The sequence below is a fragment of the Pseudomonas sp. NBRC 100443 genome (genome assembly GCF_030268185.1).
In the GTDB taxonomy this organism is placed as follows: Bacteria; Pseudomonadota; Gammaproteobacteria; order Pseudomonadales; family Pseudomonadaceae; genus Pseudomonas; species Pseudomonas citronellolis.
This window is the reverse complement of record NZ_BSQE01000014.1, coordinates 102,286-125,762: the sequence shown is the minus strand read 5'-3', so window position 1 is coordinate 125,762 and position 23,477 is coordinate 102,286. Positions and strand designations below refer to the sequence as shown.

Genomic DNA, 23,477 nt, shown 5'->3' with positions numbered 1-23,477 from the left:
AGGAAGTACCGATGCACCGTAACGACGACGACAGCCCCGCCAACGCCCAACGCCGCCGCGTGCTGCTCGGCCTCGGCGCCGCCGGCGTGGCCCTGGCCGGCGCCAGCCTGGCGGGCCCGGCGCGGGCCGCCGACACCGCGGCCGTCACCCACGCGCCGGCCAGCGAACGCACCCAGGAGCGCAACGCCTGGTTCGGCCGCCACCAGCCGGGCATCGTCACGCCGCGCCCGGCGGCCGGGATGATCGTCGCCTTCGACGTGCTGGCCAGCGACCGCGCCGGCCTGGAGCGGCTGTTCCGGGTGCTCGACGAGCGCATCCGCTTCCTCATGGCCGGCGGGGCGGTGCAGCAGGTCGACCCCAAGCTGCCGCCGCTGGACTCGGGCATCCTCGGCCCGGTGGTGATCCCGGACAACCTGACCGTCACCGTCTCCGTGGGCGATTCGCTGTTCGACGAGCGCTTCGGCCTGGCGGCGCGCAAGCCACGCCACCTGCAACCCATGGCCGGCTTCCCCAACGACGCCCTGGACCCGGCGCGCTGCCACGGCGACCTGTGCCTGCAGTTCTGCGCCAACACCCCGGACACCAACATCCACGCCCTGCGCGACATCGTGAAGAACACCCCGGACCTGCTGCTGGTGCGCTGGAAACAGGAAGGCAGCGTGCCGGTGCAGCCCAGCCGCCCCGGCCAGCCCACCGAGAGCGCGCGCAACTTCCTGGGCTTCCGCGACGGCTCGGCCAACCCCGACTCCAGCGACGAGGCGGCCATGCGCCGCATCGTCTGGGTGCAGCCCGGCAGCGGCGAGCCGGCCTGGGCGGCGGGCGGCAGCTACCAGGCGGTGCGCATCATCCGCAACTTCGTCGAACGCTGGGACCGCACCCCGCTGCAGGAGCAGGAAAGCATCATCGGCCGGATCAAGGCCAGCGGCGCGCCCCACGACGGCCGGGTGGAAACCGACGTGCCGGACTACGCCCGCGACGCCGAGGGCAAGCGCACGCCGCTGGACGCCCACATCCGCCTGGCCAACCCGCGCACCGCGCAGAGCCAGGCCAACCTCATCCTGCGCCGGCCGTTCAACTACTCCAACGGCGCGGCCAGCAACGGCCAGCTGGACATGGGCCTGCTGTTCATCTGCTACCAGGCGGACCTGGCGCGCGGCTTCATCGCCGTGCAGACGCGCCTGAACGGCGAGCCGCTGGAGGAATACCTGAAACCGCAAGGCGGCGGCTACTTCTTCGTCCTGCCGGGGGTCACCGGGCCGGACGACTTCCTCGGCCGCAGCCTGCTGGCCTGAACGACGACAACGCACTGGAGCCATCGGACATGAAACGCACCTCCCTCGCCCTGCTGTTCAGCCTCGGCCTGCTCGCCGCGCCGCTGGCCACCTTCGCCGCCACCGGCTCGCCGCTGGACCTGGTCGGCCCCATCGCCGACTACAAGCTCTACGTCACCGACAACCTCGACGAGCTGGTCAAGCGCACCCAGCAGTTCACCGACGCGGTGAAGCAGGGCGACCTGGCCACGGCGAAGAAGCTCTACGCGCCGACCCGCGTGTTCTATGAGTCGATCGAACCGGTGGCCGAGCTGTTCAGCGACCTGGACAGCGCCATCGACTCCCGCGAGGACGACCACGAGAAGAAGGTCGACGCCCCGGACTTCACCGGCTTCCACCGCATCGAGTACGGCCTGTTCACCAAGAACAGCACCGAGGGCCTCGGCCCGCTGGCCGACAAGCTGATGGCCGACGTGCACGAGCTGCGCAAGCGCGTGGAAGGCCTGCCCTTCCCGCCGGAAAAAGTCGTCGGCGGCGCCGCCGCGCTGATGGAGGAAGTGGCCGCGACCAAGGTCAGCGGCGAGGAAGACCGCTACAGCCACACCGACCTGTACGACTTCCAGGGCAACGTCGACGGCGCCAAGAAGATCGTCGAGCTGTTCCGCCCGCAACTGGCCAAGCAGGACCCGGCCTTCGTCGCCAAGGTGGAGAAGAACTTCGCCACGGTCGACGGCATCCTCGCCAAGTACAAGACCAGGGACGGCGGCTACCAGACCTACGACAAGCTCAGCGCCAAGGACCGCAAGGCCCTGGCCGGGCCGGTCAACACCCTGGCGGAAGACCTTTCGACCCTGCGCGGCAAGCTGGGACTGAACTAAAGCCGGTCGCGGGCCGTCCCGGTCGGAAAACGACCTGCTCTTGCCTGTGAAGGACACTCCGCCGGCCGGGTGCTTGCGCCCGGCCGGCGCTGTTCCGAGAATCCGGGGAAGCCCAACCTCATGGAGGACTCCGCGATGATGCACGCCGACCTGATCGACCAGGACGATTTCCGCGAACGCCTGCAGGCGCTGGGCTTCGCCGTTCCGCCGGACGTCACCGCGGAACAGGCCTGCGAATACGCGGTGCGCGCCCTTACCCCTGAACGCTCCATGGCCCTGCGCCGGCTGGTGGAAGAGATGCTGGGCGGCAACGCGACGCTGCTGCCGGCGGTGCGCGAGGCGATCTCACGGCAGCTGTTGCCGGCGTTGGTGCCGCGGCCCTGACTCGCTCTCTTCGCTCTTCGTAGTAGCGAGCTTGCTCGCGAACGGTGTTCTGCCGGTAGCTTCGGTGCTTATCCTGAAGAGCGCCCTCTCCCTAACCCTCTCCCTGAAGGGAGAGGGGACCGTTGGGCAGATGCTGATGTTTCGGCGTTAGCCGGCAGCTCTGTGGTTTCCAGCTGAAACCCTTCCTCCTCTCGGCACGAACAAGCCCCCTCTCCCTTCAGGGAGAGGGCTGGGGAGAGGGCAACGGGTGGGCCAGAACACCCCAAACCACCGGCTTCTCCCAAATCACCTAGCCCGCCGCCCAGTTGAATCCCCCGTTCGTCGACCAAGGCAAAACGGCGGATAACGCGGAGCGTTATCCGCCCTACGCCGCTTTTCCCCGCAATAGGCCAGGGTCGTGCCATGGTTCCCTACCGGAGTCCCCCATGAGCTCGCTGCGCCTGGGCAAGGCCTACGAAACCTGGCGTGGCGAACTGCCGGGATGGCCGCGGCCCCCCGAGCGAGGCTAAGCTGCGCTAACACGCACGGCAGAAGGACTCGTTCGCGCGCATGCATTACTCCGCCTACATCGCCCATTTCCTGGTGGCCATCCAGATCCTCGGCGTGGTCGCCGCCGTCCACGCGGTGCTCACCGTGCGCACCGCGCAGGGCGCCATCGCCTGGGCCATTTCCCTGGTGTTCATGCCGCTGCTCACCCTGCTGCCCTACCTGGTGTTCGGCCGCAGCCGCTTCGACGCCTACATAGGCGCGCGGCGCCAGGCCAACGAGGAGATGCACCTGGCCGCCGCCGAGCTGGACTGGCGGCCCTGGGTGGAAGAGGCCCTTACGGCAAGCCAGTCGGAGAACTACAAGGCGCTCAAGGCCCTGACCGCGCTGGCGCGCATGCCGACCCTGGCGAACAACCACGTGCGCCTGCTGGTCAACGGCAAGGCCACCTTCGACGCCATCTTCGAGGCCATCGCCCAGGCCAGGCAGGTGGTGCTGGTGCAGTTCTTCATCGTCCGCGACGACGCCCTCGGCCAGCGCCTGGCGCAGCTGCTGCTGGAGCGCGCGGCCAACGGCGTGGAAGTCTTCCTGCTCTACGACGCCATCGGCAGCCACGGCCTGCCCGGGCGCTACGTCGAGCGCCTGCGCGCCGGCGGCGTGCAGGTGCAGGCCTTCAGCACCGGCCACGGGGCGATCAACCGCTTCCAGCTGAACTTCCGCAACCACCGCAAGGTGGTGGTGGTCGACGGCCTGCGCGGCTTCGTCGGCGGGCACAACGTCGGCGTCGAATACCTGGGCGAGAAGCCGCCGCTGTCGCCCTGGCGCGACACCCACGTGGAACTGCGCGGCCCGGCCGTGGCCTGCCTGCAGGAGTGCTTCGCCGAGGACTGGTTCTGGGCCACCCACGCCCTGCCCACCCTGCTGCTGCCGGACAGCTACGACGAGCAGGGGGTGATCTGCCAGGTGCTGGCCAGCGGCCCGGCGGACAAGCAGGAAACCTGCTCGCTGTTCTTCGTCGAGATGATCAACGCGGCCAGCGAAAGGGTGTGGATAACCACCCCGTACTTCATCCCCGACGAGGCGGTCAGCTCGGCCCTGCGCCTGGCCGCGCTGCGCGGCGTGGACGTGCGCATCCTGCTGCCCTCGCGCCCGGACCACCGCACCGTCTACGCCGCCTCCAGCCTCTACGCCCAGGACGCGGTGCGCGCCGGGGTGAAGGTGTACCGCTACCAGCCGGGCTTCCTGCACCAGAAGGTGGTGCTGGTGGACCACGACTGCGCCGCGGTGGGCAGCGCCAACCTGGACAACCGCTCGTTCCGGCTGAACTTCGAGATCATGCTGGTGACGGTGGACGAAGCCTTCGCCCGCGACGTGGAGAGCATGCTGCTGGCGGATTTCGAGCAGGCGGTGGAGCTGGGCACGGAGCGCAGCGGGCAGTTGCAGCAGCTGGGGATGCGGGTGGCGCGGTTGGTTTCGCCGATTCTTTGATGCTTGCGGGCTGGACTGGAGGCTTTTCGTAGGAGCACGCTTGCTCGCGAACCTGGCGGGCCCCGGTGCCAAGCCGTTCGCGAGCAAGCTCGCTCCTACGAGGAGAAGGTGTTCGCCGGTGGTTTCTGGTGTGGCGGGGATGCCGCTGCCCTCTCCCTAACCCTCTCCCTGAAGGGAGAGGGGACCGTTCGGAGCGCGCTGACACTTCGGCGTTAGCCGGCCTGCACCGAGCACCCGGCTGACAGCAAATCCCCTCTCGGCACGGACAAGCCCCCTCTCCCTTCAGGGCGGGGCGCGCAGCCGAGGGCTGGGGAGAGGGAACACACCCCCGAACACCATCGACCCCAGACAAAACACCCACAAAGAAAAACGCCCAGCTCACTCAAGTGAGCCGGGCGCTTCTACTAGCGCAAGGTCATCAGGCCGGCGCAGAACTACGGATCAGGTGATCGAAGGCCGACAACGAAGCCTTCGCCCCCTCGCCCACCGCAATCACGATCTGCTTGTACGGCACCGTAGTCACGTCACCGGCGGCGAAGATACCCGGCAGCGAAGTCTCGCCGCGCGCATCGACGATGATCTCGCCGCGCGGGGTCAGCTCGACGCTGCCCTTGAGCCACTCGGTGTTCGGCAGCAGGCCGATCTGCACGAAGATGCCCTCCAGCTCCACCGACTTGAACTCTTCCGAGTTGCGGTCCTTGTAGACCAGGCCGGTGACTTTCTGGCCGTCGCCCTTCACTTCGCTGGTCAGCGCGCTGGTGATCACGTCCACATTCGGCAGGCTGTACAGCTTGCGTTGCAGCACGGCGTCGGCGCGCAGCTTGCTGTCGAACTCCAGCAGGGTCACGTGGGCGACGATGCCGGCCAGGTCGATGGCCGCCTCGACGCCGGAGTTGCCGCCACCGATCACCGCCACGCGCTTGCCCTTGAACAGCGGGCCGTCGCAGTGCGGGCAGAAGCACACGCCCTTGGCCTTGTATTCCTGCTCGCCGGGCACGCCCATCTCGCGCCAGCGGGCGCCGGTGGCCAGGATCACGGTCTTGGCCTTGAGGCTGCCGCCGCCCTCGAACTTCACTTCGTGCAGCTCGCCGGCGTTCTTCGCCGGGACCAGCGCGCTGGCGCGCTGCAGGTTCATGATGTCGACCTCGTACTGCTTCACGTGCTCTTCCAGCGCGCGGGCCAGTTTCGGGCCTTCGGTCTCTTTTACCGAGATGAAGTTCTCGATGGCCATGGTGTCCAGCACCTGGCCGCCGAAGCGCTCGGCGGCGACGCCGGTGCGGATGCCTTTACGCGCGGCGTAGATGGCCGCCGAGGCGCCGGCCGGGCCACCGCCCACCACCAGTACATCGAAGGCTGCCTTGGCGGCCAGCTTCTCAGCTTCGCGGGCGGCGGCGCCGGTGTCGATCTTGGCGAGGATTTCTTCCACGCCCATGCGGCCCGCGCCGAAGACTTCGCCGTTCAGGTAGATGCTCGGCACCGACATGATCTGGCGCTTTTCCACCTCGTCCTGGAACAGCGCGCCGTCGATGGCGACGTGGCGGATGTTGGGGTTGAGCACCGCCATCAGGTTCAGCGCCTGGACCACGTCCGGGCAGTTCTGGCAGGACAGCGAGAAGTAGGTTTCGAACTCGAACCGGCCCTGGATGCCCTTGACCTGCTCGATGACTTCGGCCTCGAGCTTGGACGGGTGGCCGCCGACCTGCAGGAGGGCCAGCACCAGGGAGGTGAATTCGTGGCCCATGGGGATACCGGCGAAACGCAGGCCGATGTCCGCACCCGGGCGGTTCAGCGAGAAGGACGGCTTGCGTTCGTCGCTGCCGTCTTCGCGCAGGGTGATCTTGTCGGTCAGGCCGACGATGTCGTGCAGCAGTTCGCTCAGCTCGCGGGATTTGTCGCTGTCATCGAGGGACGCGACTATCTCGAACGGCTGGGTGACCTTTTCCAGGTAGGCCTTCAACTGGGTCTTAAGATTGGCGTCCAACATGAATTCAGCTCCTACGAAATTCGGGCAAAAGGGTTCCCCGGCAGGCACGCTGGCCCGCCCTACGGCACGCTTTGGGCTTGGGGTAGGAAGGGTGCCGGCAGGCACCCTCGGGGTATTGCGCAAAACGGATTGGGAGACGTCGTGAGCAAGCGCTCAGGCAAGGCGCGACCAGGCGCGGGCGCGGAGTTTACGAGCTGTAAATGACAAGCCCGTCCTAGGCGGCCCCACCTGCTCGCAACGCAGCATCAGCGCTGCGCAACAGCCTCCCGGCCGTTTTTAGATCTTGCCGACCAGGTCCAGGGAGGGAGCCAGGGTCTTCTCGCCTTCTTTCCACTTGGCCGGGCAGACTTCGCCCGGGTGAGCGGCGGTGTACTGGGCGGCTTTCAGCTTGCGCAGGGTCTCGGACACGTCACGGGCGATCTCGTTGCTGTGGATCTCGACGGTCTTGATGACGCCTTCCGGGTTGATCACGAAGGTGCCGCGCAGGGCCAGGCCTTCTTCCGGGATGTGCACGCCGAAGGCGTTGGTCAGCTGGTGGGTCGGGTCGCCGATCAGCGGGAACTGGGCCTTGCCCACGGCCGGGGAGGTCTCGTGCCAGACCTTGTGGGAGAAGTGGGTGTCGGTGGTGACGATGTAGACTTCGGCGCCAGCGTCGCGGAAGGCGGCGTAGTTGTTGGCGGCGTCTTCGATCTCGGTCGGGCAGTTGAAGGTGAAGGCTGCCGGCATGAAGATCAGGACCGACCACTTGCCCTTCAGGGACTGCTCGGTGACTTCGATGAACTTGCCGTTGTGGAAGGCGTTGACCTTGAACGGTTGGACTTGGGTGTTGATCAGGTTCATTCGGCATTCCTCGTAGAGATGGGTTGATCGAATTGGTTATGAAATTCGACGTGGGCAAGATTATCCACTATTAGCCCGGATGGCCCATTGATTTAGGCCATCAAACAAATTGGCTTTCTCTATCAGCGGACTTATAAAAGGAAGAGCACCGCTATCGATGAGCGATGCCATCCTCCATCCTGCACAACCGACACGACCGCCTCGTGACAGCTCGGTGCCCGGCCTTCCACGGCTGCCCCAGGGACACCGGGGCTAACCGCGCGAACGAGGTAGACCAGCACATCCTGGGCGAAGAGCATCTTCCCGACCAACGGCAGCCCGTAAGCCATCAGCCGCAGCGGAGATGCCGGTGCGGGCCATGACCTATGCACCGTCGTAGGATGGCGTTGAGCGAAGCGATACCCATCGCCGCAACCGCATGGGTTTCGCAAGCTCAACCCATCCTACGAAAAGCGTTCACACCGCAGCGCTCCGCCTGAGGCCTGTAAGCACGGCCGCCAGGGGCTGTGGGCATGGGCGGGCTTCACCAGTGGCGGGGGCCGAAGCAGTTTCCTGGCCAGCTGGTCAAAAAGCGCCGCAAGCCTATGCTTTGCTTATGGAGCCGGCCCTTTCGGCTGGCAGAGTTCGTGCATTACCTGACCATATGGACAGCTTTGCCGCCGCGTCAGGCCCGCCCCCGGCAGGCGCCGCGAGCGCGCTCCAGCGAGGTTACGCATGATCCAGTTCCTGCTCGACGACGAGCTGCGCCAGGTGGACGGCCTGGCGCCGGAAACGAGCCTGCTCGACTACCTGCGCACCCAACTGGGGCGCACCGGCACCAAGGAAGGCTGCGCCTCCGGCGACTGCGGCGCCTGCACCCTGGTGCTCGCCGAGCCCGACGGCGACGGCCTGCGCTACCGGGCGGTGAACGCCTGCATCACCCCGCTGGGCTCGCTGCACGGGCGCCAGCTGCTGACGGTGGAAAGTCTCGCCGAAGGCGAACGCCTGCACCCGGTGCAGCAGGCCATGGTGGACTGCCACGGCGCGCAGTGCGGCTTCTGCACCCCGGGCATCGTCATGTCGCTGTTCGCCTGGCGCCACGCGGCCTGCGCCCACGACCGCGAGAGCGCGCTGACGGCCCTTTCCGGCAACCTGTGCCGCTGCACCGGCTACCGGCCGATCCTCGAAGCCGCCAGGCGCATCGCCGGCGACGCGCACGGGGATCGCTTCAGCGACGCCGAACGCGCCACCGCCGAACGCCTGCGCGCCCTGCCCGCCGGCGCCAGCCTGGACCACGGCGAACAGCACGCCTGGCTGCCCATCACGCTGGAAGAGCTGGACACCCTGTTGATGAACTATCCACAGGCGCGCCTGGTGGCCGGCGCCACCGACCTGGCCCTGGAAGCGACCCAGGCGCTGAAGCGCTTCCCGCAGTTGATCCACCTGGAGCGCGTGGCCGAGCTGCGCCGCCTGGAGGAATACCCCGATCACCTGCTGATCGGCGCCGCGCGGCCCTATGCCGACTGCACGGACGCGCTGCGCGCCTTCCCCGGCGTGCCCGAGCTGCTGGAACGCCTGGGTTCGCTGCAGATCCGCCAGCGCGGCAGCCTCGGCGGCAACATCGCCAACGCCTCGCCCATCGGCGACATGCCGCCGGTGCTGCTGGCCCTGGATGCGCGGCTGCGCCTGCGCCGCGCCGGCCAGGTGCGCGAGGTGCCCATCGATGGCTTCTTCACCGGCTACCGGCAGAGCGTGCTGCAGCCGGGCGAATACATCGAGGCGATAGTTATCCCCAGGTTGAGGGAAGGCCAGCTGTTCCGTGTGGACAAAGTCTCCAAGCGCCGCGACGACGACATTTCCGCCGTGTGCCTGGCCCTGCGCCTGGACTTCGACGACCAGGGCCTGGTGCGCGAGGCGCGCCTGGCCTGCGGCGGCATGGCCGCCACCCCGCTGCGCGGCCGCCGCAGCGAGGCCGCGCTGAGCGGCCGGGCGTTCGACGCCGCCGCCGTGGCCGCGGCCCAGGCCGCCCTGGCCGAAGACTTCCAGCCCATCGACGACCTGCGCGCCAGCGCCGCCTATCGCCTGAAGGTGGCGCAGAACCTGCTGCAACGCGCATTAGTGGATTACACGGCAACCCCTGCGGAGGTGCGCCATGCGTAGCCTGCCTCCCCTGGCCGCCAACGGCGGCGCCAGCGAAACCCGCAGCGCCGGCCAGGCCCGGCCCCACGACAGCGCCGAGCTGCACGTCAGCGGCGCGGCGCGCTACGTCGACGACATCAAGGAACCGCGCGAGCTGCTGCACGCCGCCGTCGGCCTCACGGACATCGCCTGCGGGGTTATCCACAAGCTGGACCTGGAGGCTGTGCGCAAGGCCCCCGGCGTGGTCGCCGTGCTGACCCTGGACGACGTGCCCGGCCACACCGACATCGGCCCGGTGTTCCCCGGCGACCCGCTGCTGGCCGGCGAACGGGTGAAGTACCACGGCCAGGCGCTGTTCGCCGTGGCCGCGCAAACCCAGCTGCAGGCCCGCCGCGCCGTGCGCCTGGCCAAGGTGGAATACGCCGAGGAACAGCCGCTGCTGGACCCGCTGCGGGCCAAGGCCGAGGAACGCTTCGTGCGCCCGCCGCACTTCATGCGCCGCGGCGACGCCGAGCACGGCCTGGCCGCCGCGCCCTACGTGCTGCAGGCCAGCCAGTTCGTCGGCGGCCAGGAGCACTTCTACCTCGAAGGCCAGGTGTCCATGGCGCAGCCCACGGACGACGGCGGCATGTTCGTGTTCACCTCCAGCCAGCACCCCAGCGAGGTGCAGAAGCTGGTGGCCGAGGTGCTGGCCATCCCCCTGGCCAAGGTCACCGTGGAAGTGCGGCGCATGGGCGGCGGCTTCGGCGGCAAGGAAACCCAGGCCGCGCCCTGGGCCTGCCTGGCCGCGCTGCTGGCGCGCAAGACCGGGTGCGCGGTGAAGCTGCGCCTGCCGCGCGCCGACGACATGCGCGCCACCGGCAAGCGCCACCCCTTCCACAACCGCTACCGCGTGGGCTTCGACGCCGAGGGCCGGCTGCTCGCCGCGCATCTGGAAGTGGTGGGCGACTGCGGCCACTCGCCGGACCTCTCCGACGCCATCGTCGACCGCGCCATGTTCCACGCCGACAACGCCTACTTCATCCCCGACGTGGCCGTGGCCGGCTACCGCAGCTTCACCAACATCGTTTCGCACACCGCCTTCCGCGGCTTCGGCGGGCCCCAGGGGATGATGCTGATCGAACGCGCCATGGACGACATCGCCCGCGCCGTCGGCCAGGACCCGCTGGACGTGCGCAAGCTCAACCTCTACGGCGGCAGCGGCCGCGACCTCACGCCCTACCACCAGCGCGTGGAACACAACCTGCTGGGCGAGCTGATCGAACGCCTGGAAGCCAGCAGCGACTATCGCGCCCGCCGCGCCGCCATCACTGCCTCCAATGCAGGCAGCCCAATACTCAAGCGCGGCCTGGCGCTGACGCCGGTGAAGTTCGGCATCAGCTTCACCGCCCAGCACCTGAACCAGGCCGGCGCGCTCATCCACCTGTACACCGACGGCAGCATCCAGCTGAACCATGGCGGCACCGAGATGGGCCAGGGCCTGAACACCAAGGTGGCGCAGATCGTCGCCGAGGAATTCCAGGTGCCGCTGGAGCGCGTGAGCATCACCGCCACGCGCACCGACAAGGTGCCCAACACCTCGCCCACCGCGGCCTCCAGCGGCACCGACCTGAACGGCATGGCCGCCCGCGACGCGGCCCGCACGCTGAAGGCGCGGCTGGCGGAATTCCTCGCCGCGCGCGAGGGCGTGACGCCCCAGGAAGTGCGCTTCGCCCACGGCCAGGTGCAGGTCCGGGACAAGGCGCTGGACTTCGCCGAGGTGGTGCAGGCCGCCTACTTCGCGCGGGTGCAGCTGTCCGCCACCGGCTTCTACCGCACGCCGAAGATCCACTACGACCGCGAGACCGGCCAGGGCCGGCCGTTCTTCTACTTCGCCTACGGCGCGGCGGTGTCCGAGGTGGAAGTGGACAGCCTGACCGGCGAATACCGTCTGCTGCGGGTGGACATCCTCCACGACGTGGGCCGCAGCCTGAACCCGGCCGTCGACATCGGCCAGATCGAGGGCGGCTTCGTCCAGGGCATGGGCTGGCTGACCAGCGAGGAACTGAAGTGGGACGCCAAGGGCCGCCTGCTCACCACGGGGCCGGCAACCTACAAGATCCCGGCGGTGAGCGACGTGCCGGAAGACTTCCGCGTGGCGCTGTTCGACCGGCCCAACGAAGAGGACAGCGTGTACCTGTCCAAGGCCGTGGGCGAGCCGCCGTTCATGCTGGCCATCTCGGTGTGGTCGGCCCTGCGCGACGCCATCGCCAGCCTGGCGGACTACCGGGTGAGCCCGGCGCTGGATACGCCGGCTACGCCGGAGCGGGTGTTGTGGGCGTGCGAGGCGTTGAAGGGGTGGGCTGTGGATAGTTCGCTGGAAGACGCGGCATGCCCTCACCCTAGCCCTCTCCCGGAGGGAGAGGGGACCGTCCTGAGCGGGGCTCAGCAACGGAGTCAGCCGGACACTGTGGATAACAGGAAAACTCCCAATCTCCCCGCACACACCGAACAAGCCCCCCAGGAGCCCACCCCATGACCCCCACCTGGATGGACGCCATCGCCCGCCTGCGCGACGGCGCCGAGCCCTACGTGCTGGTCACCGTCATCGGCGTGCAGGGCTCCACCCCGCGCGAGGCCGGCTGCAAGATGCTGGTCACCGCCGACGCCTGCTACGACACCATCGGCGGCGGTCACCTGGAACTGGCCGCCACCGAGCACGCCCGCCAGTTGCTGCTGGCCGGCAAGGACGCGCAGAGCCTGGAACACTTCCCCCTCGGCGCACGCCTGGGCCAGTGCTGCGGCGGCCGCGCCAGCCTGCTGTTCGAATGCTTCGCGGTGCGCGGGCCGCAGGTGCTGCTGTTCGGCGCCGGGCACGTCGGCCGCGCCCTGGCGCCGCTGCTGGCCGGGCTGCCGCTGCGTCTGGAATGGGTGGACAGCCGCGCCGCGGAATTCCCCGCCGAGTTACCCACAGGGGTGCGCTGCAGCCTGCTGGACGAACCGCTGGAGGCTGTGGATAAAGCCGCGCCGGGCAGCTACTACCTGATCATGACCCACAACCACCCGCTGGACTACGCTCTCGCCGAGGCCGTGCTCAAGCGCGGCGACGCCGGCTTCCTCGGCATGATCGGCTCGCGCACCAAGGCCCAGCGCTTCCGCATGCGCCTGGAGCAGCGCGGCTTTTCCACAGCCGCCATCGAATCCCTGCACTGCCCCATCGGCCTGCCCGGGTTGCCCGGCAAGCGCCCGCTGGAAGTGGCCATCGCCGTGGCCGCCCAGATCATCGCCCGCTACCACCAGGACGCCCCGCCGCGCACCACGCGCAGCGGCGTCGAGTGGAAAGCCCTGTGCAGCGAGGCAAACCACACGTAGGGCGACTCGCCGTTTGACCTCGACCCCAGGCACGCCCCGGATTCGGCCTCGAAGCGTCTGTCCGGGATGCTCCGGGCTCCGCGCATCGGCCACCCCACCCAACCCCAAAAAACCTGACCGACGGGACAACAGTTTTCCCCGTACCCGCCGATAACCCCTTCGGCCCCTTCCCTACGCCCGTCTCCCACCGCGAACGGATTCGCCGCGTGCCAAGAGGACAACAAGAACATGCGCCTTCGCAGCATCCAGATCCAACTCATCCTCAGCATGGGCAGCGCCCTGCTGCTCAGCCTGCTCATCGTGCTCGGCCTCTATGCCGTGCTGGTCAACCGCCTGAGCGAGCGCTACCTGCTCGAACAGGCGCTGCCGGCGAGCATCCAGGCCATCGCCAACGACTTCGAGCGCCAGCTCACCGGCCCGCTCACCGCCGCCGCCGGCATCGCCGACAACAGCCTGGTGCAGGACTGGCTGGCCGCCGGCGAGGACCCGGCGCGGCAGGCCGATTTCGTCCGCTACCTGGGCGGCATCCGCACTTCGCAGCGGGCCTTCGCCGCGCTCATCGCCAGCCAGGCCAGCGACGCCTACTACAGCGACAAGGGCAAGGAACGCACCCTGTCCCGCGACAACCCGCAGGACGCCTGGTACTTCCGCTTCGTCGACAGCGGCCGGCCGCAGGTGCTGAACATCGACACCGACGTCGGCAGCGGCGAACTCACGCTGTTCATCGACCGCCGCGTCGAGCGCGACGGCAAGCTGCTGGGCATCGCCGGCCTGGGCCTGCGCATGGACGAGCTGTCCAGGCTGATCCGCGACTTCCGCTTCGGCCAGTCCGGCCGCGTGTACCTGGTGAAGAACGACGGCCAGGTGCAGATCCACCCCGACCCGGCCCGGGCCCGCGGCAAGGCTCTGGCCGACCTGGTGGGCAGCGACGCGGCGCAAGCGCTGCTCGGCCATCCGGGCTTCCAGAGCAGCCGCTTCGAGCGCGACGGCGAAACCTACCTGGCCGCCAGCCTGCCGCTGCGCGACCTGGGCTGGACGCTGGTCAGCGAGGTGCCGGAGGCCGAGGTCTACGCCGACGCACGCCAGGCCCTGCGCCTGTCCGGCCTGGCCGGCGCGGCGGTGGCGCTGCTCTGCCTGGGCCTGGTGGTATTGCTGGCCCGCGGCCTGGTGCGGCCGATCCGCCAGGTGACCACGGCGCTGCTGGACATCGGCGCCGGCGGCGGCGACCTGACCCGCCGCCTGGACGATGCCCGCGCCGACGAGCTGGGCGACCTGGCCCGCGGCTTCAACCGCTTCCTCGAAGGCCAGCGCCAGCTGATCGGCGCGGTGCTGGCCACCAGCGAGCAACTGCAACGCAGCGTGGCCGAGGTGGCGCGGGTTGTGGATAACACCGCCGAACGCTCCAGCCGTCAGCAGGAGATGACCGACATGGTGGCCACGGCGGTGAACGAAATGGGCAGCACCGTGCAGGAGATAGCGCGCAACGCCGAGCAGGCCGCCAGCGCCTCGCAGCAGGCCCGCGGCGAAGCCGGCCAGGCGCGCCAGGTGGTGGGCGGCGCGCTGCAGCATGGCGAGCGCATGTCCGCCGAGATCGGCCAGGCCGCGGAGGCCGTGGGCGACCTCGCAGCCCAGGTGGCGACCATCGACCAGGTGCTGGCGGTGATCCGCGGCATTTCCGAGCAGACCAATCTGTTAGCGCTCAACGCCGCCATCGAGGCCGCCCGCGCCGGCGAGCTGGGCCGCGGCTTCGCCGTGGTGGCCGACGAGGTGCGCACCCTGGCCGGGCGCACCCAGGGTTCCACCGACGAGATCCAGGCGATGATCCAGCGCCTCAAGCAGGGCGCCGAGCAGGCGGTCGGCTCCATGCAGTCCGGCCAGGCGGCCACCGGCGAGGGCCTGGCCGCCAGCCAGCGCGCCGGCGCCTCGCTGGGCGCCATCGCCGACCAGGTGGAGCGCATCAGCGACATCAACCACCAGGTCGCCGCCGCCACCGAGGAGCAGAGCGCGGTCACCGAGGAGATCAACCGCAACGTCCAGGGCATCGCCGACCTGGCCCGCGCCACCGCTGGCGAAGTGCACCAGGGCCGCGAACAATGCCAGGCCCTGCGCGGCCTGGCCGACGACCTGCAGCGGCAGATGGGGCAGTTCCGGTTGTAACGACGTAGGGCGTATAACGCTCCGCGTTATACGCCGTTTGACCTTGGCGCCAGGCGCGCCTCGGATTTGGATTCGGAGCGCCTGTCCAGGGGCGCTTCGGGTTCGGACCAGAGGCCGGGCATGAGGACGGTGTAGCGGCGGATAACCGCGAACGGTTATTCGCCCTACGTTCCTGTTATCCACTGTTGAAAAGCGGTTTTCGCTGTCCACAGGCGGCAGGCTTCCACAGGGAGCCTCCAGGGGCGCGTTTTGGCGACGCCGATTTGTGGATACCCTTCTGCAGCCCAGCAATTCCGGGGACTTTTGCTCAAATAACGTACAGTTTTTGCCAGCCGGCGGCGGTTCTGGCATGGGAAGTTTTCCCCAGAGGATATCCACAACACTGTCCACGGCCTCTGTGAGCAATCCATTCGCCCATCCGTGGAAAACCCCGATTCCACCGGCTTCTCTCCGCTCCTTCCCCTGCCCTGCATAAGTGCCGCCCATGGCACAGTTTTCCACCAGGATATTCACAGCTTGCCAAGGGCTTATACCGGACTTGTCCAGGCCCCTTTTCCGAGGCTTCAAGACCTGGCTTAAGCCCTTGATTGGCGCGGCTTTCAGCCCGTTACAGAACAAAAAACGTACAGCCTCGCGCAGCCCCCGGAATGCCTGCTTCCGGGGCCTTCATCGACAGTTTTTCCACAGCCTTGCCCACGCTATCCGGGGATAGCCGAAAACGGCCTTTTCCACCGTTTGCACAAATTCTGCGCAATGCCATGCAGGCCACGGCTGGCGTGGCCTGGAAAGGAGGGGGCACAGTTTGTCCACAGGATGCCGCACAGGAACCGGGGACAAAAACCCGCGTCCGCTGGAAAAGCCCTGGGGATAATTGCCTTCAGTCGTCGAGGCGGGTGGCCTGGATGCGGCCGCGGCTGAGGTCGCCGAGCAGGCGTTGCAACTCCTCAACCTTCGCATCGGGCAGGCTCAGGCGGATATCCACACCCTCGGCGCCGTAGGCCTCGTCCTCGATGCCGGCGCCCAGGGCGAGGATGCGCGCCTTGAGCAGCGCGTGCTCGGCGAAGCCGCAGGCGAAGGCCAGGCGGCTGCTGGGCACCAGTTCGATGCGCGCGGCGTCCTGCAGGCACTTGGCCGCGCAGCCGCCGTAGGCGCGGGCCAGGCCGCCGGTGCCGAGCTTGATGCCGCCGAACCAGCGGCTGACCAGCACCACCACGCGGTCCATGGCCTGGCCCTCGATGGCCGCGAGCATCGGCCGCCCGGCGGTGCCGCCGGGTTCGCCGTCGTCGCTGAAGCGGTATTGCGCGCCGAGCTTCCAGGCCCAGCAGTTGTGCCCGGCGCTGGCGTCGCGGTGGGCGGCGAGGAAGGCCTGGGCCTCGGCCTCGCTGGCGATGGGCGCGGCCAGGCAGGTGAAGCGGCTCTTGCGGATTTCCTCGGCGTAGCTGGCCGGGCCGGCGAGGGTGAAGCTCATGCCGTGGCCGGCGGCGTCAGCCCGCAGCCCTTGAGGATGATGCGGATGAGGTTGTCGGCGGCGTCGTTGAAGTCCTGCCGGGACATGCGCTTGCGCCCGGTGACGAAGGCGATCTGGGTGGCGAAGTCGGCGTAATGCTGGGTGCTGCCCCAGAGCAGGAAGATCAGGTTGACCGGGTCCACCGGGTCCATCTTGCCGGCGGCGATCCAGGCCTCGAACACCGCGGCGCGGCCGCGGAACCAGGCGCGGTAGTCCTGGTTGAAGTGGCTGCTCAGGCACTGCCCGCCGCTGATGATCTCCATGGCGAAGATGCGCGAGGCCAGCGGGTGGCGGCGGGAGAACTCCATCTTGGCGCGGATGTAGCCGGCCAGGGCGGTGGCCGGGTCGTCCTCGGCGGACAGGTGGTTGAAGGTGCTGTCCCAGAGGTCGAGGATGTTGCCCAGCACCGCGGTGTAGAGCCCCAGCTTGTTGCTGAAGTAGTAGTGCAGGTTGGCCTTGGGCAGGTCGGCGCGCAGGGCGATGGCGTTCATGCTGGTGCCCTTGAAGCCGTGGCGGGCGAACTCTTCTTCGGCGGCGGCGAGGATGACTTCCTCGTTCTTCTGGCGAATGCGGCCGGCGGGCTTGTCGGCGCCTTCGGCAAGGTGGGCTGGCACTGGGAAAGTCATACGGCGTATCCATGGCTTCAGCGAAAGGGCGAAGCATGGATAACCCAGGCAGGGCGGGGGATTCAAGCGAATCCGGCGTTTTTCCCGCGGTGCACCGCAACGGGGCGGGGGAATGCCCCACAGGGGCATGAGGAACGCCGACGTAGGATGGGTTGAGCGCAGCGATACCCATCGCCACGCCCGCATGGGTTTCGCCAAGGCTCAACCCATCCTACGAAGAGCCCGTTCTGAAACATCCAGAAACACCAGCCCTTCGCCGACGATCGCCGGTTTTTCCCAAGAAAGGCTGCTGAAAGCTTGAGCCCCTAGCATCCGCCCTCCCCTCCGCTGCCCGGCGGCGGGTTATCCGCACAAGAACAACACGGGTGATGCCATGACACGCTTGAACCGCCGACCCGCCCCGTCCCTGCCCGGCCAGCCGCCGCGCTGACCCCGACGGAGGCCCTCCCGATGCTGACCCTGCTCGCCTTCGCCATGGTGGCGACCTTCATGCTCCTGATCATGACGCGGCGCCTCTCGGCGCTCATCGCGCTGATCCTGGTGCCCATCGCCTTCGCCCTGCTCGGCGGCTTCGCCGCGGGCCTCGGGCCGATGATGCTCGACGGCATCCGCACCCTGGCGCCGACCGGGGTGATGCTGATGTTCGCCATCCTCTACTTCGCCATCATGATCGACTCGGGGCTGTTCGACCCGGCGGTGCGCAAGATCCTGCGGCTGGTCAAGGGCGACCCGCTTAAGGTGTCGATGGGCACCGCCGCGCTGGCGATGATCGTCTCCCTGGATGGCGACGGCTCCACCACCTACATGATCTGCGTGGCCGCGGTGCTGCCGCTGTACCAGCGCCTGGGCATGAGCCCGCTGCTGATGGCCTGCCTGATCATGCTCTCCAGCGGCGTGCTCAACATGACCCCCTGGGGCGGCCCCACAGCCCGCGCCGCCAGCGCCCTGCACGTGGACCCGGCGGACATCTTCGTGCCGATGATCCCGGCGATGGTCGCGGGCCTGGCGACGGTGTTCGCCATCGCCTGGGCCTACGGCAAGCGCGAGCGCGCGCGCCTGGGCCAGCTGCACCTGCCCGGCGAGCACCTGGACGCGGCCGAGGTCAGCGTCTCGCAGTACCCCGAGGCGCGGCGGCCGAAGCTCCTGTGGTTCAACGGCGCGCTGACGCTGGTGCTGATGGGCACGCTGATCGCCGGGCTGCTGCCGATGCCGGTGCTGTTCATGATCGCCTTCAGCATCGCCATGATCGTCAACTACCCGTGCATCCTGGAGCAGAAGAAGCGCATCGGCGCCCACGCCGAGAACGTGCTGGCGGTGGTCTCGCTGATCTTCGCCGCCGGCGTGTTCACCGGCATCCTCTCCGGAACCGGGATGGTCGAGGCCATGTCGAAGAGCCTGCTGGCGGTGATCCCGCCGGCGCTGGGGCCGTATCTTGCGACCATCACCGCGCTGGTCAGCCTGCCGTTCACCTTCTTCATGTCCAACGACGCCTTCTACTACGGCGTGCTGCCGGTGCTGACCCAGGCCGCCGCGCAGTACGGCATCACCCCGGTGGAAATGGCCCGCGCCTCGATCGTCGGCCAGCCGGTGCACCTGCTCAGCCCGCTGGTGCCCTCCACCTACCTGCTGGTGGGGCTGGCCAAGGTGGACTTCGGCGACCACCAGCGTTTCACCCTGCGCTGGGCAGTGCTGGTCTGTCTCGCTATCCTCGCCGCCGCCCTGCTGCTGGGGCTGTTCCCCCTGTTCAACGACTGACGACTGGTAAAACCGTAAATGGAATGGCTGACCAACCCGGAAATCTGGGTCGCGCTCCTCACCCTGACCGCCCTGGAGATCGTCCTGGGCATCGACAACATCATCATGATCTCCATCCTGGTGGGGCGCATGCCCAAGGCCATGCAGGCGCGCACGCGGCTGTTCGGCCTGGCCCTGGCGATGGTCACGCGCATCCTCCTGCTGCTGTCGATCACCTGGGTGATGCGCCTGACCGCCGACCTCTTCACGGTGTTCGAGCAGGGCATTTCCGGGCGTGACCTGATCCTGTTCTTCGGCGGCCTGTTCCTGCTGTGGAAGAGCAGCAGCGAGATCTACCACGGCCTGGAAGGCGAGGACGAGACCGAGCAGCAGCCCAAGAGCCTGCTCGGCGGCTTCCTCGGCACCATCGTGCAGATCGCCATCATCGACATCGTGTTCTCGCTGGACTCGGTGATCACCGCGGTGGGCATGGTCTCCAACGTGCCGGTGATGGTCGCCGCCATCGTCGTCGCGGTGCTGGTGATGATGCTCGCCTCCGGGGCCATCAGCGACTTCATCGACAAGCACCCGTCGCTGAAGATGCTGGCGCTGTCGTTCCTCATCGTGGTCGGCACCGTGCTCATCGCCGAAGCCTTCGAGGTCCACGTACCCAAGGGCTACGTCTACTTCGCCATGGCCTTCTCGCTGGCGGTGGAAGCGCTGAACATCCGCATGCGCACGGCGCGCGGGCGCAAACCGGTCGAGCCGGTGCAACTGCGCCGGGACATTCCCGGCCAGTGACGGCCGGGACCCTGGTATGATCCGCACGGCCCCTGAACGGGGCCGTTTCACTTTCCATGGAAGAGGAAAACCCATGCTCCGCAAACTCCCCGCGGGCGGCGTCCTGCTGGCCCTGCTCGCCGGCTGCTCCGGCGGTACTCCCTCCCACGACGAGATCGAGAAGAAGCTGGCGACGCTGAAACTCGACCAGCCGCACTGCGCCACCGGAATGTTCGGCCAGTTCCCGCTGACCCTCGGCACGCCCGGCACCCCCGACAGCAGCAACGCCGACGTCTTCGACGCCTTCGTCAAGGTCGGCCTGCTGCGCAAGGATGGACTGACCTACAGCCTCACCGACGCCGGCAAGGCCGCCTACCAGCCCGAACGCAAGGGCTTCTGCTACAGCGATGGGTTCAGCAACGAGATCAAGGATGTCTCCGAGCTGGACAAGGACGACTTCGGCCCGGCGGTGGAAAAGGGCTGGCTGGTCACCTTCGAGATCACCCCGCGCAACGTCCAGGACTGGGTCAAGAACCCGGAGCTGCTGGGCAAGGCCAGCCGGGCGAAGCTGGAAGACCTCACCCAGCCCCAGGTCGAACGGGTGAAGCTGCTCAAACTGCGCGGCGAGGAAGGCTACAAGCTGGTGGCGCCGACCCTGTCCATCGAGCACGGCATCTACTTCGACCAGGGCTGGAGGCCCTAGAGCGTCGGCAAGGGCGCCCCGGCCGGCCACTCCAGGGTGCCCTTGTCGCTGAAGCGAGCGGTGCCGAACAGGCCGCCGCCGAGCTTGCCGCTGATTTCGTAGGGCATGCCCTGGCGCGGCGGCGCGTTGCCCAGGCCCCAGGCCTGGCGCACCAGGCGGAAGGCGGAGATGCTCACCGGCACGCTGAGCACCGCCTCGCCGAAGCGCGGCACCTGCCCGCGCTGGTCGCTCACCCCGCTGGCCAGCGGGCGGCCGTTGATGCTCAGGTCCAGGGCCACGCCGTCGTAGTCGATGTCGCGGTCGTTGGGGTTCTGCACCCGCAGCTTGACCGCGAAGCGCGCTTCCATGCCCTGCCCGGCCAGGGGCTCCAGGCCCACCAGGTCGATCTTCAGCGGGTCGTTGCCGAACAGGCTGGCGCAGGCGCCCAGGCCCAGGATCAGGCCGAGGGCGAGGAACAGGCGCAGGGTGGCGAGAAGGCGCTTGGGCATTGGAGTTTCCGCTGGCGATGTGTCCGGGGCAGTCTAGCCCGCGGCGGTGGCCGGGAGAAACCGTGGTTCGGATACCCCTTGTAGGAGCGGGCCCTGCCCGCGATTCGCGCGCAGGGCGCGCTCCTACAGGGAAATGGTGCGGGTGGCGCAGTTGCGCTGATGGGTATCGCTTCGCTCAACGCCATCCTACGAAAAGCCGTGCTTCCTGGAACCGTAGGATCTTATCCGCGAATCGCGCCGATATTTCCGGCTATCGCGGACAAGGTCCTACGATCGCGATTTTCCGGACCGCCCTGCAAAACCCCGCCCCAACGGCTTTACTCAAGGTAAACACCCCGACGAATCAGCATCTTGTCGAACCCCCGAGGGACCGCAGGGGTCTACCATGACAATTAGATGACAGAAAAATCGGCCAGAGTCGTCCCACAGCGCAGTCACGCCTGGGCGGCCATGCAGTAACGAGGGGGGCCGCCATGCTGACACTGCTCAACCTGCTTTCCGCCGTCGCCTTGCTGGTGTGGGGCACGCACATCGTGCGCACCGGCATCCTCCGGGTGTACGGCAGCGACCTGCGGCGCATTCTCAGCCGCAGCGTGCAGAAACGGCCGCTGGCCTTCGCCGCCGGCATCGGCGTCACCGCATTGGTGCAGAGCAGCAACGCCACCGCGCTGCTGGCCACTTCCTTCGTCGCCAGCGGGCTGATGGCGCTGGCCCCGGCGCTGGCGATCATGCTCGGCGCCGACGTCGGGACGGCGCTGATGGCGCGGGTGCTGACCCTCGACCTGTCGTGGCTGTCGCCGCTGCTGATCTTCTTCGGGGTGATCTTCTTCCTCACCCGCAAGCAGACGCGCCTGGGCCAGCTGGGCCGGGTGTTCATCGGCCTGGGCCTGATCATCCTGGCGCTGCAGCTGATCGTCGAGGCCGCCGAACCCATGACCCAGGCCAAGGGCGTGAAGGTGCTGTTCTCCAGCCTCACCGGCGACGTCATGCTCGATGCCCTGACCGGCGCGCTGTTCGCCATGATCTCCTACTCCAGCCTGGCCGCCGTGCTGCTCACCGCGACCCTCGCCACCTCCAAGGTGATCTCGCTGAAGGTCGCGCTGTGCCTGGTGGTGGGCGCCAACCTGGGCACCGGCATCCTCGCCCTGATCGGTTCCACCTCGCAGAACGCCGCCGGCCGCCGGGTGGCCCTGGGCAGCCTGCTGTTCAAGGTCGCCGGCTGCGTGCTGGTGCTGCCGCTGATCGGCCCGCTGGCGCAGTGGGTGGACGGCTGGCCGTTCCGCACCCAGGAGCTGGTGATCGCCTTCCACGTGCTCTACAACTCGGTGCGCTGCCTCGCCTGCCTGCCGCTGACCACCCAGATGGCCGCCTTCTGCACGCGCATCATGCCCGACCGCGCCACCCCCGAGGACCGCGTGCGCCCGCGCCACCTCGACCCGGCGGCGCTGGACACGCCGAGCCTGGCGCTGGTCAACGCGGTGCGCGAGACGCTGCGCATGGGCGACATCGTCGAGCAGATGCTGATCAACCTTCTGCAGGTGACCCGCGGCGGCGACCCTCTGCTGGGCAAGGAGATCCGCAAGCTCGACGACGACGTCGACGCGCTCTACACGGCGATCAAGCTGTACCTGGCGCGCATGCCCCGCGAGGATTTGAGCGAGCGCGACAGCCGGCGCTGGGCCGAGGTCATCGAGCTGGCCATCAACCTGGAGCAGGCCGGCGACATCATCGAGCACATGCTCAGCGCCGTGCAGGACAAGAAGACCTCGCGCAGCCGCTCGTTCTCGGACAACGGCCTGGCCGAGATCACCGCGCTGCACAGCCAGTTGCTGGTCAACCTGCGCCTGAGCCTGTCGGTGTTCCTCAACGGCGACCAGGAAGGCGCGCGGCGCCTGCGCCGGGCCAAGCAGCGCTTCCGCCTGCAGGAGCGCCGCTACGCCCACGCCCACGTCGACCGCCTGCGCCAGCAGGTGGTGCAGAGCATCGAGACCAGCTCGCTGCACCTGGACCTGATCGCCGACATGAAGCGCCTGAACTCGCTGTTCTGCGCCATCGCCTATGCCGTCCTCGACAACCCCGAGGCCGGCAGCGGCGAGGAGGCCGAGGACGACTACGTCGAGCAGGCCCTGGAAGACGCCACCCAACCGCCGGGCCACGGCGTGCCGCCAGGCTCCAGCGCGGCCGGCTGAGGTCCCGGCGTGCGGCAGCTCGCCGCGGGACTGATCCGCGTCAATGCCCGGGCATGGCGTTCGGCTAGGGTAGTGGCACTTTGCCAGCCACGAGCATGACGCCATGACCCTTAGCCGGCTTCCGGCCCAGTTATTGGTGACCTCCCAGGACGAGAGCGTGGCGCGCCAGGTGCGCGCCCTGCTCACGGTCTACCAGGTGCCCTGCGCGGTACTCGCCGGCCCCGGCGACTGCGAGCAGGCTCCGCTGTGCCGCTGGTTCAAGGATGCCGCGCTGAGCGATACCGCGCGCCTGCACGCCCTGCTGGCCGACGCCGTCGGCGTGCTCGAACGCAGCCGCCACGCCTTCCGCTCGCGCGAGCTGGGGCAACTGCGCCTGCGCCTGGAGGCCGCGTTGCGGGAGTTGTCCGCCTCCCCGCCGATGGTGTAAAAACCCCCGACCAACGTTCCGCTACCGCGGAAGCCGGCTTTGCCGGGCAGGACGCCAAGGGCCTGC

Annotated in this window: 18 protein-coding genes and 1 pseudogene; 14 read left to right on the top strand and 5 right to left on the bottom strand. The window is 68.3% G+C overall.

Annotated features, from left to right (window positions below; translation table 11 throughout):
- Window positions 1-11: 11 nt before the first annotated feature.
- The 4 genes from efeB (at window position 12) to cls (ending at window position 4,507) form a co-directional block, all read left to right on the top strand.
- Window positions 12-1,292: an iron uptake transporter deferrochelatase/peroxidase subunit gene (gene efeB / locus QSJ95_RS19085; protein WP_269962004.1), complete on the top strand. Its 1,281-nt coding sequence runs from the start codon at window positions 12-14 to the stop codon at window positions 1,290-1,292.
- Between the two features lie 29 nt (window positions 1,293-1,321).
- Window positions 1,322-2,149 (top strand): iron uptake system protein EfeO, encoded by an 828-nt coding sequence (gene efeO / locus QSJ95_RS19080; protein ID WP_285644567.1) that lies wholly within the window; start codon window positions 1,322-1,324, stop codon window positions 2,147-2,149.
- Window positions 2,150-2,284: 135 nt separating this feature from the next.
- Window positions 2,285-2,533 carry a hypothetical protein gene (locus QSJ95_RS19075; protein WP_009614343.1) on the top strand — a complete coding sequence of 83 codons (249 nt, stop codon included), beginning with the start codon at window positions 2,285-2,287 and terminating at the stop codon, window positions 2,531-2,533.
- A gap of 549 nt (window positions 2,534-3,082) precedes the next feature.
- Complete coding sequence (gene cls / locus QSJ95_RS19070; RefSeq protein ID WP_009614345.1) at window positions 3,083-4,507, top strand: cardiolipin synthase; 1,425 nt, start codon at window positions 3,083-3,085, stop codon at window positions 4,505-4,507.
- Window positions 4,508-4,925: 418 nt separating this feature from the next.
- Here the strand turns inward: cls and ahpF are convergent, their stop codons facing one another.
- Together ahpF and ahpC are read right to left on the bottom strand one after the other, a co-directional pair.
- Entirely contained in the window at window positions 4,926-6,491 is a 1,566-nt protein-coding gene (gene ahpF, locus QSJ95_RS19065; RefSeq protein ID WP_285644565.1) for an alkyl hydroperoxide reductase subunit F, read from the bottom strand.
- Between the two features lie 276 nt (window positions 6,492-6,767).
- Complete coding sequence (ahpC, locus tag QSJ95_RS19060; RefSeq protein ID WP_009614349.1) at window positions 6,768-7,331, bottom strand: alkyl hydroperoxide reductase subunit C; 564 nt, start codon at window positions 7,329-7,331, stop codon at window positions 6,768-6,770.
- A gap of 714 nt (window positions 7,332-8,045) precedes the next feature.
- Here ahpC and xdhA point away from each other — a divergent pair.
- From xdhA to QSJ95_RS33025, 5 genes and pseudogenes are all read left to right on the top strand, one after another.
- Window positions 8,046-9,470: a xanthine dehydrogenase small subunit gene (xdhA, locus tag QSJ95_RS19055; RefSeq protein ID WP_285644564.1), complete on the top strand. Its 1,425-nt coding sequence runs from the start codon at window positions 8,046-8,048 to the stop codon at window positions 9,468-9,470.
- Window positions 9,463-11,967: a xanthine dehydrogenase molybdopterin binding subunit gene (gene xdhB, locus QSJ95_RS19050; protein ID WP_285644562.1), complete on the top strand. Its 2,505-nt coding sequence runs from the start codon at window positions 9,463-9,465 to the stop codon at window positions 11,965-11,967. Before xdhA ends, xdhB begins: the two co-directional genes overlap by 8 nt.
- The gene (gene xdhC, locus QSJ95_RS19045; RefSeq protein ID WP_285644560.1) at window positions 11,964-12,800 is read left to right on the top strand and encodes a xanthine dehydrogenase accessory protein XdhC; all 837 of its coding nucleotides are present in this window, start codon (window positions 11,964-11,966) and stop codon (window positions 12,798-12,800) included. The genes xdhB and xdhC overlap by 4 nt, the downstream gene beginning before the upstream one ends.
- Before the next feature lie 228 nt (window positions 12,801-13,028).
- A pseudogene (locus QSJ95_RS33030) lies at window positions 13,029-14,090 on the top strand (HAMP domain-containing protein); the annotation flags it as partial.
- Window positions 14,091-14,219: 129 nt separating this feature from the next.
- A complete protein-coding gene (locus QSJ95_RS33025) occupies window positions 14,220-14,957 on the top strand; it encodes a methyl-accepting chemotaxis protein (RefSeq protein WP_371857803.1) in 738 nt (245 codons plus the stop codon).
- An 877-nt stretch (window positions 14,958-15,834) separates the two neighbouring features.
- Here QSJ95_RS33025 and QSJ95_RS19035 read toward each other — a convergent pair.
- Both QSJ95_RS19035 and QSJ95_RS19030 read right to left on the bottom strand, forming a co-directional pair.
- Window positions 15,835-16,425: an IMPACT family protein gene (locus tag QSJ95_RS19035; RefSeq protein WP_058072275.1), complete on the bottom strand. Its 591-nt coding sequence runs from the start codon at window positions 16,423-16,425 to the stop codon at window positions 15,835-15,837.
- Window positions 16,422-17,090 (bottom strand): TetR/AcrR family transcriptional regulator, encoded by a 669-nt coding sequence (locus tag QSJ95_RS19030; protein WP_009614361.1) that lies wholly within the window; start codon window positions 17,088-17,090, stop codon window positions 16,422-16,424. The genes QSJ95_RS19035 and QSJ95_RS19030 overlap by 4 nt, the downstream gene beginning before the upstream one ends.
- A 450-nt stretch (window positions 17,091-17,540) precedes the next feature.
- On the opposite strand from QSJ95_RS19030, the gene QSJ95_RS19025 reads away from it, so the two are divergent.
- The 3 genes from QSJ95_RS19025 (at window position 17,541) to QSJ95_RS19015 (ending at window position 20,307) form a co-directional block, all read left to right on the top strand.
- Window positions 17,541-18,845, top strand: coding sequence for a CitMHS family transporter (locus QSJ95_RS19025; protein WP_009614363.1), 1,305 nt, complete (start codon window positions 17,541-17,543; stop codon window positions 18,843-18,845).
- Between the two features lie 18 nt (window positions 18,846-18,863).
- Window positions 18,864-19,625: a TerC family protein gene (locus tag QSJ95_RS19020; protein WP_009614365.1), complete on the top strand. Its 762-nt coding sequence runs from the start codon at window positions 18,864-18,866 to the stop codon at window positions 19,623-19,625.
- Window positions 19,626-19,698: 73 nt separating this feature from the next.
- Window positions 19,699-20,307: an SEN1982 family lipoprotein gene (locus tag QSJ95_RS19015; protein ID WP_285644553.1), complete on the top strand. Its 609-nt coding sequence runs from the start codon at window positions 19,699-19,701 to the stop codon at window positions 20,305-20,307.
- Here the strand turns inward: QSJ95_RS19015 and QSJ95_RS19010 are convergent.
- The gene (locus QSJ95_RS19010) at window positions 20,304-20,795 is read right to left on the bottom strand and encodes an LEA/WHy family protein (protein ID WP_009614369.1); all 492 of its coding nucleotides are present in this window, start codon (window positions 20,793-20,795) and stop codon (window positions 20,304-20,306) included. The genes QSJ95_RS19015 and QSJ95_RS19010 overlap by 4 nt on opposite strands.
- Window positions 20,796-21,268: 473 nt before the next feature.
- Between QSJ95_RS19010 and QSJ95_RS19005 the strand changes: the two genes are divergently transcribed.
- Both QSJ95_RS19005 and QSJ95_RS19000 read left to right on the top strand, forming a co-directional pair.
- Complete coding sequence (locus QSJ95_RS19005; RefSeq protein WP_285644551.1) at window positions 21,269-22,984, top strand: Na/Pi cotransporter family protein; 1,716 nt, start codon at window positions 21,269-21,271, stop codon at window positions 22,982-22,984.
- Between the two features lie 103 nt (window positions 22,985-23,087).
- Window positions 23,088-23,411, top strand: coding sequence for a hypothetical protein (locus QSJ95_RS19000; RefSeq protein ID WP_009614372.1), 324 nt, complete (start codon window positions 23,088-23,090; stop codon window positions 23,409-23,411).
- The last annotated feature ends 66 nt before the right edge of the window (window positions 23,412-23,477 follow it).